The organism is Streptomyces sp. NPDC005533 (assembly GCF_042871845.1).
Classification (GTDB): Bacteria; Actinomycetota; Actinomycetes; order Streptomycetales; family Streptomycetaceae; genus Streptomyces.
Genome location: NZ_JBIAJH010000003.1, coordinates 147,780 through 165,710 on the forward strand (window position 1 = coordinate 147,780; position 17,931 = coordinate 165,710).

17 protein-coding genes and 1 tRNA gene are annotated in these 17,931 nt (G+C 67.7%); 12 read left to right on the plus strand and 6 right to left on the minus strand.

What is annotated here, in order from left to right; all coding sequences use genetic code 11:
* Positions 1-310: 310 nt before the first annotated feature.
* From ACFYP3_RS04330 to ACFYP3_RS04340, 3 genes are all read right to left on the minus strand, one after another.
* Positions 311-1,597, minus strand: a complete 1,287-nt coding sequence (locus ACFYP3_RS04330; RefSeq protein WP_388826505.1) for a HEPN domain-containing protein — start codon at positions 1,595-1,597, stop codon at positions 311-313.
* Positions 1,598-1,829: 232 nt separating this feature from the next.
* Entirely contained in the window at positions 1,830-2,498 is a 669-nt protein-coding gene (locus ACFYP3_RS04335) for a YdcF family protein (protein WP_388826508.1), read from the minus strand.
* The gene (locus ACFYP3_RS04340) at positions 2,495-3,286 is read right to left on the minus strand and encodes a GntR family transcriptional regulator (protein WP_388826510.1); all 792 of its coding nucleotides are present in this window, start codon (positions 3,284-3,286) and stop codon (positions 2,495-2,497) included. Before ACFYP3_RS04340 ends, ACFYP3_RS04335 begins: the two co-directional genes overlap by 4 nt.
* Positions 3,287-3,735: 449 nt before the next feature.
* Here ACFYP3_RS04340 and ACFYP3_RS04345 point away from each other — a divergent pair, with 449 nt between their 5' ends.
* The 10 genes from ACFYP3_RS04345 (at position 3,736) to ACFYP3_RS04390 (ending at position 13,103) form a co-directional block, all read left to right on the plus strand.
* Positions 3,736-4,005, plus strand: a complete 270-nt coding sequence (locus ACFYP3_RS04345; RefSeq protein WP_388826513.1) for a DUF6284 family protein — start codon at positions 3,736-3,738, stop codon at positions 4,003-4,005.
* Positions 4,002-4,853 carry a DUF2637 domain-containing protein gene (locus ACFYP3_RS04350; RefSeq protein ID WP_388826516.1) on the plus strand — a complete coding sequence of 284 codons (852 nt, stop codon included), beginning with the start codon at positions 4,002-4,004 and terminating at the stop codon, positions 4,851-4,853. Before ACFYP3_RS04345 ends, ACFYP3_RS04350 begins: the two co-directional genes overlap by 4 nt.
* Positions 4,850-5,674 (plus strand): phosphoadenosine phosphosulfate reductase, encoded by an 825-nt coding sequence (locus ACFYP3_RS04355; RefSeq protein WP_388826519.1) that lies wholly within the window; start codon positions 4,850-4,852, stop codon positions 5,672-5,674. The genes ACFYP3_RS04350 and ACFYP3_RS04355 overlap by 4 nt, the downstream gene beginning before the upstream one ends.
* Before the next feature lie 23 nt (positions 5,675-5,697).
* Positions 5,698-6,084, plus strand: a complete 387-nt coding sequence (locus ACFYP3_RS04360; protein WP_388826522.1) for a DUF6251 family protein — start codon at positions 5,698-5,700, stop codon at positions 6,082-6,084.
* Between the two features lie 34 nt (positions 6,085-6,118).
* On the plus strand, positions 6,119-6,352 hold the full coding sequence (locus ACFYP3_RS04365) for a DUF6257 family protein (RefSeq protein WP_388826525.1): 234 nt from the start codon (positions 6,119-6,121) through the stop codon (positions 6,350-6,352).
* 89 nt (positions 6,353-6,441) lie between these two features.
* Positions 6,442-8,565, plus strand: a complete 2,124-nt coding sequence (locus ACFYP3_RS04370; RefSeq protein ID WP_388826528.1) for an FtsK/SpoIIIE domain-containing protein — start codon at positions 6,442-6,444, stop codon at positions 8,563-8,565.
* A 294-nt stretch (positions 8,566-8,859) separates the two neighbouring features.
* On the plus strand, positions 8,860-9,744 hold the full coding sequence (locus ACFYP3_RS04375; RefSeq protein WP_388826531.1) for a DNA primase: 885 nt from the start codon (positions 8,860-8,862) through the stop codon (positions 9,742-9,744).
* A 2-nt stretch (positions 9,745-9,746) separates the two neighbouring features.
* The gene (locus ACFYP3_RS04380; protein WP_388826534.1) at positions 9,747-11,222 is read left to right on the plus strand and encodes an ATP-binding protein; all 1,476 of its coding nucleotides are present in this window, start codon (positions 9,747-9,749) and stop codon (positions 11,220-11,222) included.
* A gap of 505 nt (positions 11,223-11,727) precedes the next feature.
* On the plus strand, positions 11,728-11,940 hold the full coding sequence (locus ACFYP3_RS04385) for a helix-turn-helix domain-containing protein (protein ID WP_388826537.1): 213 nt from the start codon (positions 11,728-11,730) through the stop codon (positions 11,938-11,940).
* Positions 11,937-13,103: a tyrosine-type recombinase/integrase gene (locus ACFYP3_RS04390; RefSeq protein ID WP_388826540.1), complete on the plus strand. Its 1,167-nt coding sequence runs from the start codon at positions 11,937-11,939 to the stop codon at positions 13,101-13,103. The genes ACFYP3_RS04385 and ACFYP3_RS04390 overlap by 4 nt, the downstream gene beginning before the upstream one ends.
* A gap of 77 nt (positions 13,104-13,180) precedes the next feature.
* Here ACFYP3_RS04390 and ACFYP3_RS04395 read toward each other — a convergent pair.
* Together ACFYP3_RS04395 and ACFYP3_RS04400 are read right to left on the minus strand one after the other, a co-directional pair.
* Positions 13,181-13,254, minus strand: a tRNA-Pro gene (locus tag ACFYP3_RS04395).
* A 100-nt stretch (positions 13,255-13,354) separates the two neighbouring features.
* Positions 13,355-14,293, minus strand: a complete 939-nt coding sequence (locus ACFYP3_RS04400) for a metallophosphoesterase (RefSeq protein ID WP_388826543.1) — start codon at positions 14,291-14,293, stop codon at positions 13,355-13,357.
* Positions 14,294-14,361: 68 nt separating this feature from the next.
* Here ACFYP3_RS04400 and ACFYP3_RS04405 point away from each other — a divergent pair, with 68 nt between their 5' ends.
* On the plus strand, positions 14,362-14,823 hold the full coding sequence (locus tag ACFYP3_RS04405) for a GatB/YqeY domain-containing protein (protein WP_319722136.1): 462 nt from the start codon (positions 14,362-14,364) through the stop codon (positions 14,821-14,823).
* Positions 14,824-14,897: 74 nt separating this feature from the next.
* Here the strand turns inward: ACFYP3_RS04405 and ACFYP3_RS04410 are convergent, their stop codons facing one another.
* Positions 14,898-17,180, minus strand: a complete 2,283-nt coding sequence (locus ACFYP3_RS04410) for a transglycosylase domain-containing protein (RefSeq protein ID WP_388826546.1) — start codon at positions 17,178-17,180, stop codon at positions 14,898-14,900.
* Positions 17,181-17,565: 385 nt separating this feature from the next.
* Between ACFYP3_RS04410 and ACFYP3_RS04415 the strand changes: the two genes are divergently transcribed.
* On the plus strand, positions 17,566-17,916 hold the full coding sequence (locus ACFYP3_RS04415; protein WP_030709359.1) for a WhiB family transcriptional regulator: 351 nt from the start codon (positions 17,566-17,568) through the stop codon (positions 17,914-17,916).
* The last annotated feature ends 15 nt before the right edge of the window (positions 17,917-17,931 follow it).

Here is a 17,931-nt window from a genome sequence, read left to right on the forward strand (position 1 = left end):
GACAACCGCCGGGGACGCAGGAAGGGCCTGACCCGCGATGCGGATCAAGCCCTTGACCTGGTCTTACGAAGTCGGGGTGGCGGGATTTGAACCCACGACCTCTTCGTCCCGAAGCATTCCGGGTCGACGGGCGAACTGCCCAGTCTACCGTGCTGACCTGCAACGAAGGTCCGTGATCGTCCGTGGACGTCCGCCAGCCTCCGCACCGGTTGTCACCCAGTTAGACACCCACCCGAACCGCTCTCCCTTCGACGAGCATGGCAGAGCTTCCGCCAGCGAAGGGTGGAGCTCCCATGCCCACCGGCGGCGTCTAAGCGGTGGTCACTACCGACCTGACCTTCTGGCACAGCCAGTCGAACTCAGAGTTTCTGGCAATTGATCGAAATACCTCTGCGGGGGCTTTCGAGTCTTTGAGTAGGCAGAGGATGAAGAGCCAGTGTAGGGATTCATGGAGGAACAGTTGTGTCGTTGTCTCGCTGCTGGCGCCCAAGTTGTGCGCCACTTCGTTGCGAGCCTCTTTCACCAGCTTGGCCCATTTTGCTCGGTCGCGACCGATCATCCGCGTAAACTCAGCGCCTGCGAAATTGGCACACCGCGCCATTCTGCTCCTGAATTCAATGATGTCTCGATGTTTCAGTCTGTCGAAGGATTCTAGTGCTGCTGCGGCATTTAGGATTCGATCGCTAAGTGGCATGGATTTCATATAGCGACTGCCCATGACTCGCGCCAAGGCGAGCCGATGGCGAGATGAAGTTTTTACCCATTCCGCCACGCCTGTCATGCCGCCCATGTCTGCTAGGTCGAACAGGCTAGTCGCCGGTGGCTTCCGAGGTTCACTCCTCCAGGCGTGCCATCGGGCGAAGAATTCGATAGGAAGCTGTGGAGATTTCGGTCCAGAGTGGCGTGCTGCGGGGTGGAGGAAGGTTACCCCCTCGTGCTGCGCGATGCGATTTGTGCCTATGGAGACGAGATCCTGTACGTAGCTCGCTATGTGCAAGAGTTCCTCCGCGGGCACCAGCTTAGGTGCCTGGTAACGGAAGTAGAAACGCTGTTTGATCTTGCGTGACGAGATCCCGTCGCCGGACAGAAGCAATCGATGCCGTAGTTCCAGGGATCCGTCGAACAGCGGGATCGATTGGGGTGGAATCTCTCGCCCTTGGAGAGTTATGTAGGGGCCTTCCGGGTTCAAGTTCTCGCTATTGGGTGGACGGCGGGTGAGCGATATTCCGTACTGATTTACCCAATAATTCAGGTAGCGAGGCATGAAGGTGATCCCCTCCGCTTGGATCTCTTCATCTTTGTTGAAGTGGAAATTCTTGAAGACCTGATTGACGAATACCGTGCCGGAGGTAAAACTTCCCTGCGTTGACATCTGCTTCTGAAAGCAGTCCTCGAGAGTGAACGGGCGCCCGCCGGCGTAGCCGTGAAGGCGGGGATATGTCACGTCGTCGTCACTGGTGATGATGTCTACTTCTGGACGAAGCGTTCCGAGAAGTGTTAGAAGGGTTCCGTTCTCGTCGTGACGGAGAGTGCCGGGCACCTTGTGGTGATCTTCGCCGGGGAGCCACCACTCACCGTGGACCTCGAAGTCCTGCATAGCCGCCCTCTCTCTCGAGTTGGCGCAAATATAGGACTCCATGACAGGTCTCTGGGCGTGTTTTCCGAACCAACTGGCGCTGGACTATGGCGGCCCATGCTGTTGGCGATCTTTGATCGCCCCGGCCCACTGGCAGTGGGCAGACTTTCTTCGGATGGAGCGCTGCCGCGTGTTGGATGAACCTCACACCGCCCCGCTGGCCTCGCTGAGCACCTGGCTCGGGTGGGTAGGTCTAACTAGACTGCGAGGCGGGGGTGTCAACCAGTCTGCTGGTGAAGCCTTTATCCCGCAGGCGGTGATAGGCGGCCAGAACCGGAGCTGGCACCGGCATGTGAACCATGAAGCCCTGATCCGGGTAGAGCTGGAGTCGCTGGAGAGCGCCGACCAGCATGTCGATGACCAGCTTTGGGTCGCCGATGGAATCGACGTACTCCGCGAGCGTCATCGGCGTGGACGCGCTGATGACCTCCACCTCCGGCCAGAGCTTCCGCGCTGTGGCGTACGCGCGCCGCTCTTCGTACGGCTTGCTAATCAGCAGCACGGATTCGATGGGGCGGCCGGCGTCCTCCAGCAGGGCCCGGACGAGTCGGATGTTCTCGCCGGTGTTGCGGGCGTTGGGTTCCACCAGGACGTCCTCGGGCGGGACTCCCAGCTCCAGCGCCCGCTCGCGGTAGTGCACGGCCTCACCGCGCGGCATCCGGGCGCGGGTTGTCGGGCTGGTGGCGCCCGTGAAGACGATCAGGGGCGCCATGCCGCGCTGGTAAAGGTCAACGGTCGCGTCGGCCACGCCGAGATCGTGGCTTCCGAGGCCGACCGCGACTGAGCAGGGGCGCGGCTCGTGGTGCATCTGGTGGAAATCCCAGATGAGTTCCGCGTCCGCCCACGCCTGCTCAGAGATCACTGCTGTTTGCCACCCTCGGCCGAGTCCGGGACTTTGAACTCATACTCCCAGGCGAAGCGCGACGCGGCGTGGACCCCTATGGCGAACTCGACGACCGTTCCGTCCGCGGTGTACGTCGTGCGGTGGAGCTCCACCACGGGCTCGCCCGTCGGCAGCTTGAGGAGCTTGACCTCGTCGGCCGTGGGGACGCGCGCGAAGATGCGTTCCTTCATGTGGTCGATCTCGTATCCGGCGTCGTAGAGGACCCGGAAGCCGCCGCCCCGGCCTGCGGGCCCCGGGGTGGGATCGACGATGCGCGTTCCCTCGACGTGTTCGGGGCGGTAGTAGCTGGTGAGGGTGTGCGTCGGCTGCTCACCCTCTTTCACGAGGCGAGCGCGTGCGTACACCTGGGCGCCGGCGGGCAGGCCATGTGCCTCAGCCGCAGGGGCGGGTGCATCGATGAGGCTGACGGACTGGGTCTGCTCGCCGCGCCGGTACGTACGGCCGGAGGCGACGCGGTCCGCGATGAAGGCGACCTCGTCCCCGTCGCGCCACTTCGCTTTGTCGTAGCGGCTGATGCCGATGCGCTTCAGCGGCGTCTGTGCGCGAACCATCGTCCCCACACCGCGCGAAGACGTGACGAGCCCCTCGGCCTCCAGGGCCTTGTAGGCAGCGTTGACAGTGGCCTTGGAACCCTCGCCCGCCTCGACTAGGTCGCGAATCTGCGGCAGTAGTTGGCCAGGGGTGTAGTCGCCGTTCTTGATCTGCTCAGCCAGCCTGTCGGCCAGCTCTCGCCACTTCGGTGCCACTGGGCACTCCTCTCGACAGAGCCAGTTTCCCACAGTCCTAGGACATTGACAGTCCTAGGACTGAAGTGTCATGGTCTTCCTGGGTGCAGCCAGTCCTAGGACAGAAGCCACCCTCGGCAGGCGTATTTGGCCTGCCTGAACCCACAAGGGGCCCGGGATAGAGCGGGCCGAGGGCACCCGGGTCCTGGTCATTCACCGGAGGGCTTAGACCGAAAGGTCACGTCTCCATACGCCTACGCCAGGTCCCAGACCTGAAGGAGACATGCGTACTGCTCAACCTTCCGTGCCGTTCTCGGCGCGGCCGGTTGCCTCCTCCGTCCGTCTCGCACGGGCGGGGTTGAGGGGAGCCGGGAATTTTCCGCTTCACCCCCAACGCCAGTGCAGCCCCCGGCGCTCGAACGCCGGGGGCTGCTGTTGGGTCCCGTTCCTCTACCGAAGGAGCAAGACCCGTGAAGTCTATCGCTGCACTTCAAAACCTCGTTACCCCGTGGTCCGACGGCCTTGAGCCGACGGACGCGGAACTGAACGCGATCGAGATCGAGCTGCCGCTGATCCTGGCGGAACGCGACCTCCTCGACGCGGAGATCACGACGCTGGACCGGACCCCGACCGAGGTGGACGAGCAGCGTCTCCGGCGGGCCCGCCGGCAGGTGCTCGCCGCACGGACCGCTCTGGAGAACCGGGCCGCCCACCTTCCCTCCTCGGATGGCGCGGCATGAACCGCAAGGCGAAAGCCGCGCTCGTCCTCGCGCTGGTCGTCGTGGTCGCCATGGCCTTCCGGGTCTCCTGGAATGCCCTTCGGGACATCGCGACAGCCATCGGCGCAGACGACATGGCGGCGACGCTGTACCCGTTCGTCGTCGACGGCCTGATGGCTCTCGCGCTCGTCGCCGCGCTCGTGCTGACCGACGAGGCCCGCAGGTTCGCGCTGCGGGTCCTGGCGGGGTACACGCTCGCGTCGCTGGTCCTGAACTACGTGCACGGACTGCTGCCCGAGCTGCACTCCGAGTCGATCGGCTGGAGTCGACTGGCTGACGGGGACTTCACGAACTGGGCGCTCGTGCTGTTGGCGACGTCGCTGCCGGTTGGGTCGATCTACTTCGGCTCCGATCTCGTCGCCAAGGTTCTCCACCACCGTCCGGCGGTCGACTCGATCGAACCCGAATCGCCGCAGATCGTCGTAAATCGATCGAGTGGTGAGCTGGGTGAACCGGCGGTCGCAGCGTTCATCGAGCCGCCCATCCCGGTGCCCACACTGGCGCCGGTGCCGGCCGATCCGATCGACGTCGTCGAGACGCGGTCACCGATCGCGGCGGCTGAGGTGACGCGTCCTCGTCGGGCGACAGGTCGAGTGCCCGTAGCCGCCCGATCGGCCCGACCGAGCCGCACCCCGGAGGAGCTTCTCTCCGAGGCTCGGAGCATCACCGAGTCGTGGTCGATCGAGGATCTGACCGGTGAGGCAATTCGCAAGGCTTTGCGCACCTCGCCGGCCAAGGCCCGGGTGCTGCGCGAGACGTTGAAGGCCGAGCGGACCGCCAACGCCACGGCGCAGGCGGTGGTCTCATGACCACCGCCGCTACACCCCAGGTGAAGGCATTCAGCTTCGGGGGCGGCTGGCAGTCCATGGCCGCCATGGTCCTCGCCGCAACCGGTGAGATCGACTACCGGACGTTCCTGATGGCCAACGTCGGAGACGACTCCGAGAACCCCGGCACCATGGCCTACCTCGACCAGTACGCCCGCCCCTACGCCGCCGAGCACGGGCTTGAGCTTGTCCTCCTGGACCGGGTCATGGTCCGCTCCAAAGAGACCCGCACCCTCTACGGGGAGCTCACCCGAGAGGGCTCAAAGTCCTTGAAGCTCCCGGTGCGGATGAGCAACGGGGCCCCCGGCACCCGCTCCTGCACCGCCGACTACAAGATCAAGGTCATCGGCCGTGAGCTGAAGCGTCGCGGCGCCACCAAGGACCAGCCGGCCACGGTCGGGATCGGCATCAGCCTGGACGAGATCGGGCGTGCCAACAAGCGCCGCTGCGAGCCGTACGAGCAGATCGAATACCCGCTGCTGGAACACGGGATCCGCCGCATCGACTGCGCCCGCATCATCCGCTCCGCCGGCCTCCCCGTCCCGCCCAAGTCATCGTGCTGGTTCTGTCCCTTCCACCGGCCCGAGGCCTGGCACGACATGCGCCGAGAGCAGCCCGAACTCTTCGAGAAGGCATGCCAGCTCGAAGAAATCCTCAACCAACGCCGCGACGCCCTCGGTAAGGACCACGTCTACCTGACCCGGTTCGGCCGGCCCTTGCGGGCCGCGATCCCGGACGGCGTCGACACCTTGCCCTTTGACGACAACGACCCCGGATGTGACTCCGGCTGGTGCATGACCTGACCGTGCTCCGAAGGGAGACACCCGTGAACCACCTGCCCGAACCCATCCGACCGTCCGGCGTCGTGCAGCTCCCCGACGGTCGCCACGTCTACGTCACCCCCGACCAGTTGCCCGCCCCGTATGCCGGGCCGCAGGTCGTGTACCAGCACATCCACCAGGCGGCCCCGGACAAGACCGTGCAGCGCATCGCGCTCGGCTCCGGCGTCGGTGCCGGCGCGGTCGCGGCCGGCGTGTACTTCGGCCCTTTGCTGGTGGCCGCTTTGACCTCCATCGCCGCGAACTTCGCGTTCCTGGCGTTCCTCGCCCTGGTCCTGGGATGGGGCGTCCACACCGTCGTGAAGTCGGTCGGCAGCCCGGAAGGTACGGCGGCCGTGAAGAACGTGCGCAAGGCACGCCGCAAGCGCGGCTGACCCGCAAAGCCCCAGCTCTTCGAGGAGTTCTGTGATGGCGAAGGACCCGAAGTTCACCGCTCGCGAGATCACGCAGATCGGCTGGTACACGGCCCGGATGGCCAAGCGCGGTATCGCCGGGGAGAACGTCCACCTCGGCGACCTGCAGAAGAAGGTCGATCGGATCATCGACGGCGCCCGCGAACGGGAAGCCCAGCAGGCCGCTGATGTGGCGGAGGCCGAGAAGGCCGCCCGTAAGGCCAGGGCCAAGAACCTCAAGACCAAGTAGCTGTGCCCCGGGGCGGCCGTCCCGGCCAAGGAATCAGGCCGCCCCGGGCCCTACCCACCCGCTTGTCAGCGAGAGCAGGAGTTCTCAGCATGACCGACAACGTCGTCCCCCTCTTCAAAGATCCCACCACCGGCACCTACACACTCCCCGGCGACACCCCGGCCGCCCCGGCTGCCGCTGCCCCGGGGGCGGTGCGGCCGGTGCGGGTGTGGAAGCGCTCCGCACGCGGCCTGCGTGCGGCCGTCACCAGCGAGCGGACCCGTACGGCGGCGCGGCTGGTGGCCCGCCACGGCCTGTACGTGATCGGCGGTACCCGGATCACGGCCAAGCGGGCGTGGGACGGGCGGACCGGATCCCGCTACGAGCGGATGATCCGAGCGGCTGAAGCCGCGGGGAACTTCGAGGAGGCCAAGGAGTGGGAGGACCGCCTCACCCGCTTCCGGGCAGCCCGCCATCACCGGCGCATGGACCTGTTGAAGGCCCCGCAGGACGCGGTGAAGAGCGCCGCCTACGGCACCGGCCTCACCATCGGTGGGCTGCTCCTGTTGGGGGTCGTGCTGGCCATAGCCAACAAGGACGCCTCCTGGATCCTCGCCCCGATCGCCTCCGTCATCGACGCGATCGGAGCAGTCGTCTACGTCGCCACCGTCGTCTGGGGACCGGCCGTCACCGTCGGGCCGTGGCTTGCCTTACTGACTCTGTGGGGAGTAGGCCGCCACCAGCAGACCGCACCGCAGTGGGCCCTCCCTGCCCAGCAGCGGGATGACGCCGGAGCACCGATCACCCCGTCGATCGTCGTCATGGCCCTGCGCGACCTGGGGATCGCTCCGCTCCGCAAGGCCATCAAGGAGATGGGCGACGCCGGCGCCGCCATGCTCGGCCCGATCCGCATCGCCGGATGCGGCGTGGAAGTCGACGTCACGCTCCCGTCCGGCGTCTCGACGGAGGAGGTCCAGGGACGCCGGCGCAAGCTCGCCGAGAATCTCGTCCGGCACGAGCACGAAGTGTTCATCACCCTCCCGGCCGCCGCCCGCACGGTGCGGCTGTGGATCGCCGACTCCGGCGCCCTGGATGAGCCGATCGGCCCGTCCCCGCTGGTCACCGACGAGACCGCGACCGCGAACTACAAGACGGGGAAGGCGCCGTGGGGTCAGGACCTGCGTGGTGACGCAGCACTGATCAGCCTGTACCAGCGCCACGTCCTCGTGACCGGCCTGTCGAACCAGGGCAAGACCGCCGCCCTGCGCGCGCTCGCCCTCTGGCTGGCCCTCGACCGCACGGTGGAGTTCCGGATCGCCGACCTCAAGGGTGTGGGCGACTGGGGCATGTTCGACGGGCTCGCCACCACCCTGATCCAGGGCCCGACCGACGAGCACGTGATCCAGGCGACCGAGATGGTCGAAGGGTTGGTCGCGGAAATGGAGCGTCGGATCCAGGCGCCGCCCGGCACCGTGTTCCCGCCGCTGGTCGGCATCGTGGACGAAGCACAGGTCGCGTTCATGTGCCCGGCCGTCGGCGACGACAAGCGCCCCTACGGCGGCTCCAAGGCCACCTCCCGCTACTTCATGGCCGTCCGCAAGATTCACAACCAGGGCCGAGCCGTGGACGTCGTCCTGTGGGAAGGCACGCAGGACCCCACCGACCAGAACCTTCCCAAGCTCGTCCGCGAAGGCGCCCACACGCGGGCCTCCCTCGTCCTCGGCACCGAGTCTCAGGCCCGCATGGCGCTGGGCGACAAGGCCGTCGACGGCGGCGCCGCCCCACACCAGCTGCGGCAGGGCCTCGACAAGGGAACCGTCGTCGTCGCCTCCGACGGCATCGCCATCCCAGCCGGACAGGCCTCCATCACCGTCCGCACGCACTACATCGACACCGAGCAAGCCGCCCAGGTCGCCGAGCGGGCGAAGGCCCAGCGCGACGGGGTCACCACCGCTCACACCATCGCCCACGGCCCGGCGGTCGACCCGCTCGCGGACATCCTGACCGTCCTCGGCGACGCGCCGCGCGTGCTCACCCAGGACGTCCTCAAGCGGCTCGCCTCACTGAACGAGAAGGCTTACGGCGGCTGGTCGTTCATCGACCTCAAGCGCGTCCTCGACGGCACCGGCGCCGAGCCGTACAAGTCGGACGGCCGCATGGTCATCGGCCGCGAACGCGTCGCCCGCGTCCTTGCCAACCGGCCGGACGAGGGTTCCGCTTCCGCCGCCGAGTAGAGGGAGCCTTTACCGGATCAGGCCAGGGAGGCAGGGAGAACTCCCTGACCACCTCCCCGACCTGGCTCCCTGGGCTTGACCTGCGGAAATGATCCACCAGGGAGGCAGGGAGGCGCCGCAGGTCAGACGCCCGAAACCCCCTCCACACGCACCCCGACAGGGGGTGCCCCAGCCTCCCTGTCCACCGAGAGGCAGGGATTCCGCTTCATCCGCCCGGACATGCCAAGAGCGGCCCCACATCCGCCAAGACCAGGGCCGCTCTCGTCCAGAACGCCAAGAACTGGAGAGACCAGCATGACCCACACCACCGACATCCCGCGAGACCACAAGCGTCAGGCCTTACCCGCTCACCTGCGTACCGCGCTCCAGCTCTCCGAACTGGGCCTGCCCGCCATGCCGCTGCGGGAGGGCAAGCTCCCCTTCGGGAACTGCCGTGCCTGCACCCGCTCGGCGTGTGGGGACAGGCCGCACATGAAGGCCGGCGGGCCGTGCGAGTGCCTTGCCCCCTGCCACGGCTGGGCCGCCGCCACCACCGACCCGGACATCCTCACCTCGCCCGCGTGGGCCGGAGCATGGCGGCAGGCTGCGGCCGTCGCCTATCACCCCGGCGGCGGCGCGCTCACCGTCGTCGACCTCGACAACCCGGACGCGGTTGAGTGGGCCCGCCAGACCCTCCCCGCGACCAAGACCGTGCCGACGACACGGGGGGAGCACTGGATCTACCTCGGCACCATGACCTCCCACAACGGCATCCGGCCCGGCGTGGACATCAAGTCCGCGTGGTCCTACGCCCGCTGGCTCGGCCCCGGCACAGGACGCATGGCACTGCTGCCCGATGTCGTGCGCGCCCTCGCCGTGAAGGAGGTCGCCGCAGCCGCGCCCGCACCGTCCGCCGTTGTGGTGCCCGCTCGGCCCGGGGATGCGGTGTGTCGCCACCGCTCGCCCGCCTACCTGGAACGCGGGATCGCCATGGCCGAGCAGCGCATCACCGAGGCCACAAGCGCGGTCCACGCCACCGTGTACCGAACGTTCCTCGCAGTGCTGTCCGCGCATGGCTGGTGCGGCTGCCTCACCGAGACGCACATCATCCGGCTGTTCACCGCCGCGCAGGCCAAGGGCGAGTCCCTGCGGCACTGCGAGATCGCATGGACCAACGCCCGCATGAAGCTGGGGATGTAGCGATGCCCGAGGACGAGAAGAACCCGGCCCGTCAGATCATCACCGACTACGCACAGGCACATTTCCGGTACTTCCGCACCACCGAAGGCACCGTCTACGCCCAGAAGAACGGCCACCCCGTCGCCCGCCCGATCCGCTCCCAGGGCACGACAGGCAGCCACCGGCAGGAACTCATGGTCGGGCTCTTCAACGACGGGCTCGGCGTATTCAACGGCAGTGCGCTCAAGGAGGCGTTGGACTTGATCGAAGCACTCGCGCTCAGCCAGGACGTACAGGCCACCCACATCCGCGTGGCCCCCGGATTCGACGGCGCGACCTGGCTCGACCTGGGCCGCAACGACGGCCAGTCCGTCCGCATCCACCCCACCGGTTGGGACATCCTCACCCCCGACCCCCGCGAGGTCTGCTGGAGGCGCACCCAACTCACCGGCGAACTTCCCCTGCCCGAGAAGGACACCGACGGCAAGGGCATCGACGCTCTGCTGCGGCTGTGCAACTTCGCCAACGCCGAGAGCGAGTGCCTGGCCGTGGCGTGGCTGATCGGCTGCCTGGAACCGTCCGTCCCCGTCCCCGCACCGTTCCTGACCGGCCCCCAGGGCGCCGGCAAATCCACCGCCGGGCGGATGCTCGTGAGGATCATTGAAGGCATGACCGGTGACCTGCGCCGGGCTCCGAAGGACGAGGAGAACCTGATCACGGCCGTGGCCGCCGGATGGGTCACCGCGCTGGACAACCTGTCGCACCTGCCGCCGGACCTGTCCGACCTGATGTGCTGCATCGTCACTGGTGCCGAGAGCATCAAGCGGGCCCTGTTCACCGATGGCGACGTCGTCCGCTCCCGCTACCGCCGCCCCCTGTTGCTGACCGGCATCGACGTCGGGGTGATCCGCCCCGACCTTGCCGAACGGCTCTTGCCGCTGCGGCTGGTGCGGCCCCGGGTGCGGCGGACGGAGGCGGAGCTATGGGCGGAGTTCGCTCAGGTGCTGCCGGTCATCCTCGGCTCGCTGCTGGACCTCACGGTGAAGGTGCGGGCCACCGCGGCCGAGATTCCCACGGACCTGCGGATGGCGGACTTCGCCCACCTCTGCGCCCAGTTCGACGCGGCGGACGGGCTCGGCGCGCTGGACGCCTACCGGGCCAGCCTCGACGACCTCAACGACGACGTCATCGAAGGCGACCTCCTCGCCCAGACCGTCCTCAAGCACGCCGCCGGTCTCGAACCCGGCGAGGAAGCGCGGATGACCTCTACCGAGTGGCTGCACGTCCTTACCCAGCTCTACAGCGGCGAGGACTTCCGCGCCCTGCCCAAGGGGTGGCCCACCACCGGGAAGGTCTTCTCCGACCGCCTCAAGCGGCTCCAGCCGACCCTTGCCGCGCGGGGCGTCCTCGTCGACTGGGGTCGTACCCGGACGGCTCGCTACATCGAGATGATCCGGCCCGCCGCCCCGACGCCCGGCGAGCAACAGGCCGCGTTCTAACCGGCGCCACCGCTACCGGTGCCGGCACAAGCAAGAAGAGCACCCGCCACCCGGGGATGCGTGCTCCTCTTGCTGTTCCGGCGGCTTGCCGCCGCTGCAAGGGACGTGCCGCGCAGCGGCCCCGCTCTTCGCTCGACGACGCATCCCACCACAACACAAACACCCTCTCCTTTTCCTAAAAGAAGAGACCCTGCGTCACCCGTGTCACCCCCGAGCTACACACCGCCCCTGACGTGCGGACACAGCGGTGACGCAGACGGCCCACGACTGCGTCACCGCGCGTCATCCACGTCACCTGCCCACGTCACCCGGGGACGGGGGTGACACAGGCGGGTGACACGCCACCACCCGGTACGTCACCGAAAACCGCAGGTCAGACCGGCGAATGACACAGACGACGCGATGACGCAGAAATCCGCGCCTCGGACACATACGACACCTGCCCCAGCACCGCGACGCCTGCGGCCAGCAGGACCGCGGGCCCGCACGCCTCGGAGGAGAACCAGTGAGCGCCACGACCACGCCGCCCGCAGAACCCGTCCTGCTCAAGGTCGAAGCCGCTGTACACGCCCTGAGCCTGAGCCGATCCGTCATCTACGAACTGATCCGATCCGGCCGCCTTCGCACCGTCAACGAGGGCCGGGCCCGACGTATCACCCGATCCGCCATCAACGAGTACGTCGCGCTCCTGGAGCGCGAGGCAGGGGAGACCAAGTGACCAAGCGCCGCAGCAGGGGAGACGGCGGTCTGCACTGGGACGAGAAGCGGCAGCGGTGGATCGCCACCGTGACCCTGGGGTTCGACGCGAGCGGGAAGCGCGTCGTGCGGAAGGGGAGTGGCAAGACCAAGACCGAGGCCAAGGCCAAGCTCAAGGAGGTGCTCCGCGATCACGAGGACGGGCTGGCCGTCGCGCCGACCAACTACACCGTGGCCAACGCTGTGGAGGACTGGCTCATGTACGGGCTGGCCGGCCGCGACGCGCGGACCGTGGCCACCTGCACCTCCCTCAGCCGGATCCACGTGATCCCCGCCCTCGGCGCCCGGAAGCTTCGGGAGCTGAGCGGCGAAGACGTCGACAAGTGGCTGACGGAGAAGGCCAAGACGCTTAGCACCCGCACGCTTCAGGCGATGCACTCGTGCCTGAACCGGTCCGTGAAGCGGGCCATGGTCCGGGACAAGGTGAAGCGGAACATCGTGGAGCTGTGCGCCATCCCGACGGGCCAGCCGGGCCGGCCGTCGAAAGCGCTCCGGCTGGCCGAGGCCGAGGCGGTGCTCAAGGCCGCCGAAGGGACGTCCGCTCACGCGTACATCGTGGTGGCCCTGCTCACCGGCGCCCGGACGGAGGAGATGCGGGCGCTCACCTGGGATCACGTCTTCCTGAAGGGGGACCCGGACGCGGTGCCGCCCGTGCCGCCGCACATCGCGGTGTGGCGGTCGGTCCGCTCCACCGGGGACACCAAGACGAAGAAGTCTCGCCGAACGATCGCTCTGCCGGCGCGCTGCGTGGACGCACTCTGGCAGCAGTTCGAGGAGCAGGGGTGGGACCGGCTAGCCGCCGGTGATCAGTGGACGGAGAAGGGGCTCGTCTTCTCCTCCGCGACGGGGACCGAGCTGGACTCCACCAACGTCCGGCGTGCCTTCCGGCAGGCGATCACTGGGGCCGAGGGAATCGACGCGAGTGAGTGGACGCCGAGGGAGCTGCGGCACAGCTTCGTGTCGCTGCTGTCCGACAAGGGCGTCCCGCTCGAAGAGATCTCCCGGCTGGTCGGGCACTCCGGGACGGCCGTCACCGAGGCGGTCTACCGGAAGCAGATCAGGCCCGTGATCCAGACCGGGGCAACGGCCATGGACGAGATCTTCAAGGACGCTCGGAAGGCGTAGTCACTCAGTTAGTCACCCAGACGCAGAGAGAGCCGGTACAGATTGCTCTGTACCGGCTCTCACCTGGTCTTACTCTGTCGGGGTGGCGGGATTTGAACCCACGACCTCTTCGTCCCGAACGAAGCGCGCTGCCAAGCTGCGCTACACCCCGATCGCCGCCTTGCAGCACTTGCTGTCCTGGCGACATCGATTACTTTAGCGGACCTCACGCCGGAGACGAAATCCGGTTTTCGCGGGGCGGCCCGCGGGCGCTAGGCCTGCGGGGTCAAGGTCAGGAGCGTCGCTTCCGGCGGGCACGCGAAGCGGACCGGGGTGTAGCGGTTGGTGCCGCAGCCCGCCGAGACGTGCAGGTAGGCCTGCTGTCCCGCCGCCTCGTGCGTGGACAGGCCCTTCACCCGCTTGGTGTCGAGGTCGCAGTTGGTGACGAGCGCGCCGTAGAAGGGGATGCACAGCTGTCCGCCGTGGGTGTGGCCGGCGAGGATCAGCGGGTAGCGGTCGGCGGTGAAGGACTCCAGGACGCGCAGGTACGGGGCGTGCACCACGGCCATCGAGAAGTCCGCGTCCTTGTCCGGGCCGCCGGCGACCATCTCGTAGCGGTCCCGCTTGATGTGGGGGTCGTCGAGCCCGGTGAAGGCCAGCTCCAGGCCTTCCAGCTTCAGCCGGCCCCGGGTGTTGGTGAGGTTCAGCCAGCCCGCCGCGTCGAAGGCGTCCCGCATCTCCTCCCACGGGTTGTGGACGGCGCCGACGACCGGCTTGTTGCCGTTCAGCCCGTGCCGGCCCTGGGCCTTCTCCAGCAGGTAGCGCCCGGGGTTGCGCAGCCGCGGCCCGTAGTAGTCGTTCGACCCGAAGACGTACACGCCCGGGAAGGACATCAGGGGGCCCAGCGCGTCGAGCACCTCGGGGACGCCCTCGGTGTCGGAGAGGTTGTCGCCCGTGTTGACGACGAAGTCGGGGCGCAGGCCCGCGAGGGACTGGAGCCAGGCGCGCTTCTTGCGCTGCCCGCCGACCATGTGGATGTCGGACACCTGGAGTACGCGCAGCGGGCGCATCCCCCGGGGAAGGACCGGCACCGTGACCCGGCGCAGGCGGAAGGACCTCGCCTCGAAACCGGCGGCGTAGGCCACACCCGCGGCCCCCACCGCAGCGATTCCGGCAGCCGCTTTCAGGGGTACTCCGTAACGCGCACGCATGGACCCATCGTCGCAGACCCGGAAAACCGGTGAGCGCCACTGCCCCCGTACCTGGCAGACTCACATCCATGACCACGCTCAAGGCCAAGCTCCAGGAAGACCTCACGACCGCCATCAAGGCGCGTGACGAGCTGCACTCGTCCACGCTGCGCCTGACCCTCTCCGCCATCACCAAGGAGGAGGTCGCCGGCAAGGAGGCCCGTGTGCTCTCCGACGAGGAAGTCCTCAAGGTGATCGCCAAGGAGGCGAAGAAGCGCCGCGAGGCCGCGGAGGCCTTCGCCCAGGGCGGCCGTGCCGAGCAGGCCGCGCGGGAGACCGCGGAGGGCGAGTTCCTCGACACCTACCTGCCCAAGCAGCTCACCGACGACGAGCTCGTCGCGATCGTGGCGCAGGCCGTCGAGGAGGCCAAGGCCGCGGGTGCCGAGGGGCCGCGGGCCATGGGCGCCGTCATGAAGATCGTGAACCCGAAGGTCGCCGGGCTGGCGGAGGGCGGGCGCGTCGCCGCCGTCGTCAAGCAGCAGCTCTCCTAGATCCGGGAACGAAGAAAGAGGGAGGGCCCCAGCCGGTTGCGGCTGGGGCCCTCCCTCGCGTGGCGCGCCGACCGCTACCGGTCGTCGCGGCCGCCGATCACGGCGCCCGGGTCGATCGTGATCCCGGGGAACGGCGGCGGCGGATTGCCGCCGCCCGTGGCGCCCTGGGCGCCTCCGGCGCTCTGGCCGCCGGGCCGCCCGCCGGGCTTTCCGTCGCCGCCGCCCGGCTTGCCGGGCCGGCTCGGGGTGGTGGTGGGCGGCTTGTTGCCGCGGGGACCGCCGGACGGAAGGTTCGATTCCGGGATGCTGACCGTGACGAAACGCAGGGCCTCGCGGCCGTCGAGCGCGCCCGTGACCGCGTCCTTCCAGATCGGGCCGGGCAGGCCGCCGCCGAAGACCTTCAGGTAGGGCTTGCCGCCGATCACGATGTTCTCCATCGTGATCTTCTTCGCTCCGCCCGAGCCGACCCACACCGCGCCGGAGATGTTCGGGGTGTAGCCCACGAACCAGGCGTTGTAGCGGTTGTCCGTCGTACCCGTCTTGCCCGCGCTCTCGCGGTCGGTCAGACCGGCCCGCTCACCGGTGCCGGAGTCGATCACTCCGCCCAGCAGGGTGTTGATGGTGTCGGCCGTCGTCTCCGACATCGCCCGGTCGCACTTGCTCTTCGGCACCGTCAGGGCCTTGTTGTGCGCGTCGGTGATCGACTCGATGGCGACCGGGGTGCAGTAGACGCCGCGGTTGGCGAAGGTCGCGTACGCGTTGGCCATCGTCAGCGGGGACATCTCCTCCGAGCCGAGCGCGATGGCGGGGCCGTCGGCCAGCTTCGCCCCGCTCGCCGGGACCACGCCGAGCTTCGCCGCCATCTCCGATACCGGGCACAGGCCGATCTCGGAGATCATCTCGACGAAGTAGGTGTTGATCGACTTCTCCATCGCCGTCCGCAGCGCGTAGGGGCCGATCTCGTCCTCGGTCTCGTTCTCCGCCGATTCGTTCTTGACGTTGACGTACTGGGACCCGTCACAGCGGGGGATCCCGCTCGGGTAGTCCAGCTTGTTCGGCGCCGGGTACACCTTCGTCGGCGGCAGGCCCCGCTCCAGCGCGGCGGCGGCGATGAACGGCTTGAAGGTCGAGCCGACCTGGAAGCCGAAGTTCGAGCCGCCCATCCGCTTGTCCACGGAGTAGTTGATCTGCGTCTCGTTCTTCCCGAAGCCGTACGGCTTGGACTGACCCATCGCCAGCACCCGGCCGGTGCCCGGCTGGACCATGGTCACCGCCGTGGCGATCGAGTCCTCCTGGTAGACGTGGTCCTTGATCGACTCGTTGGCCGAGTCCTGCGACTGCGGGTCCAGGGTCGTGCGCACGGTCAGACCGCCCTGGTTCCAGACCTTCGCGCGCTCCTCGCGCGTCTTGCCGAAGGCGACGTCGGTCAGGAAGGTGTTGCGCACGTAGTCGCAGAAGAAGCCCGCGCCCTTCTCCGCCGTGATGCAGCCGTTCCTCGGCCTCGTCACCTTCAGGGTGACCGGCTTCGCCTTCGCCGCGTCCGCCTCGGCCTGCGAGACGTCCTTGGTGTCGGCCATCCGCTGCAGGACGGTGTTGCGGCGCTTCATCGCCTCCTGGGTGTCGTTCACCGGGTCGTACCGGCTAGGCGACTGCACGACGCCCGCGAGCAGCGCGGACTCCTCCAGGGTCAGGTCCTTGGCCGGCTTGCTGAAGTAGCGCTGGGCCGCGGATTCGATTCCGTAGGCCTGCTGGCCGAAGTACGTGATGTTGAGGTAGTTCTCGAGGATCTTCTTCTTCCCGAGTTCCTCCTCGACCTGGATCGCGTACTTCAGCTCGCGGATCTTGCGGCCGAGGCTCTTCTCCTGGGCCTCGCGCACCTTGGTCTCGTCGTCGCCGGCCTCTTCGACGAACACGTTCTTCACGTACTGCTGGGTCAGCGTGGAGGCGCCCTGCGCCGCGCCGCCCTCCTGCGCGTTGCGGTTGACCGCGCGCAGGATGCCCTTGAGGTCGACGGCTCCGTGTTCGTAGAAACGGGAGTCTTCGATGGCGACGATCGCCTTCTGCATGTACGGGGAGATCGACGTGAGCGGGACCACTTGACGGTCGCGTGAATAGACGGTGGCGATCAAGCCGCCCTCGGCGTCCAGAATCGTGGTCCGCTGGCTCAGCGGCGGAGTCTTGAGATTGGCCGGGATCTCATCGAATCCCTCGACCGTGCCCTTGGCCGCCAGCCCCAGGGCGCCTGCAGCCGGAATCGCCATGCCGGCCAGCACAACTCCGGAGAGAACGGACACCCCGAGGAACTTGGCGGCCTGCTGGCTCCCCGTGAGCCCGCCGCCCGAGCGCTTCTTTCCCATGGAGGGCAGCCTACGTTCTCATTCGCCGGACACACGCGAATGCCTTGGCCTAAGCTGGCCCCAACTGTCACAGCAGCGCGGTGCGACATCAACCCCTCGGCTTGATTTTCACCCTTCCCGAATGGGGTGGACACATGTCCGAATCTCGCCCCTCGGCTGAAGCTCATCCGCCGATTCCACCCGAATTGCCGGAATGGTCGGGCATGTCGTCGGATCACTCCGTCGGGTGATCTGCCGCTTACCCATAGTCCGTTCGGACCATTCAAGATTGGGCCCGTCGGGGGTGTTGCACTGTGCCCACCTTCCGTAACGTCCTCAACTGGCAGCGGTGAATATGCCGCTACCGCCGTGGGGGAGCCTCGATTCGGGAGAGGACGGCGCCGGGATGGGCTGGGTTACCGACTGGAGTGCGCAGGCAGCCTGCCGCACTACCGATCCGGATGAACTGTTCGTTCAAGGAGCGGCACAGAACAGGGCCAAGGCGGTGTGCACCGGATGTCCGGTGCGGACCGAATGCCTGGCCGATGCGCTCGACAATCGCGTCGAGTTCGGCGTGTGGGGCGGAATGACCGAGCGGGAACGACGTGCGCTGCTGCGCCGGCGTCCCACCGTCACCTCGTGGCGACGGCTGCTCGAAACCGCCCGTACGGAGTACGAGCGCAGTACGGGCATCCTCACCATGGATGCAGACGCGGAGATCGACGTTCCGTACGAGACATACGCGGCAGTCGGGTAGACCACTCCGACGCCA

What these genes read in the sequence shown, in the direction of transcription:
- ACFYP3_RS04400 (WP_388826543.1), bottom strand. Translation starts at nt 14,293, where the DNA reads ATGCGTGCGCGTTACGGAGTACCCCTGAAAGCGGCTGCCGGAATCGCT.
- ACFYP3_RS04415 (WP_030709359.1), top strand. Translation starts at nt 17,566, where the DNA reads ATGGGCTGGGTTACCGACTGGAGTGCGCAGGCAGCCTGCCGCACTACC.
- ACFYP3_RS04330 (WP_388826505.1), bottom strand. Translation starts at nt 1,597, where the DNA reads ATGCAGGACTTCGAGGTCCACGGTGAGTGGTGGCTCCCCGGCGAAGAT.
- ACFYP3_RS04380 (WP_388826534.1), top strand. Translation starts at nt 9,747, where the DNA reads ATGCCCGAGGACGAGAAGAACCCGGCCCGTCAGATCATCACCGACTAC.
- ACFYP3_RS04375 (WP_388826531.1), top strand. Translation starts at nt 8,860, where the DNA reads ATGACCCACACCACCGACATCCCGCGAGACCACAAGCGTCAGGCCTTA.
- ACFYP3_RS04350 (WP_388826516.1), top strand. Translation starts at nt 4,002, where the DNA reads ATGAACCGCAAGGCGAAAGCCGCGCTCGTCCTCGCGCTGGTCGTCGTG.
- ACFYP3_RS04365 (WP_388826525.1), top strand. Translation starts at nt 6,119, where the DNA reads ATGGCGAAGGACCCGAAGTTCACCGCTCGCGAGATCACGCAGATCGGC.
- ACFYP3_RS04405 (WP_319722136.1), top strand. Translation starts at nt 14,362, where the DNA reads ATGACCACGCTCAAGGCCAAGCTCCAGGAAGACCTCACGACCGCCATC.
- ACFYP3_RS04370 (WP_388826528.1), top strand. Translation starts at nt 6,442, where the DNA reads ATGACCGACAACGTCGTCCCCCTCTTCAAAGATCCCACCACCGGCACC.
- ACFYP3_RS04355 (WP_388826519.1), top strand. Translation starts at nt 4,850, where the DNA reads ATGACCACCGCCGCTACACCCCAGGTGAAGGCATTCAGCTTCGGGGGC.
- ACFYP3_RS04410 (WP_388826546.1), bottom strand. Translation starts at nt 17,180, where the DNA reads ATGGGAAAGAAGCGCTCGGGCGGCGGGCTCACGGGGAGCCAGCAGGCC.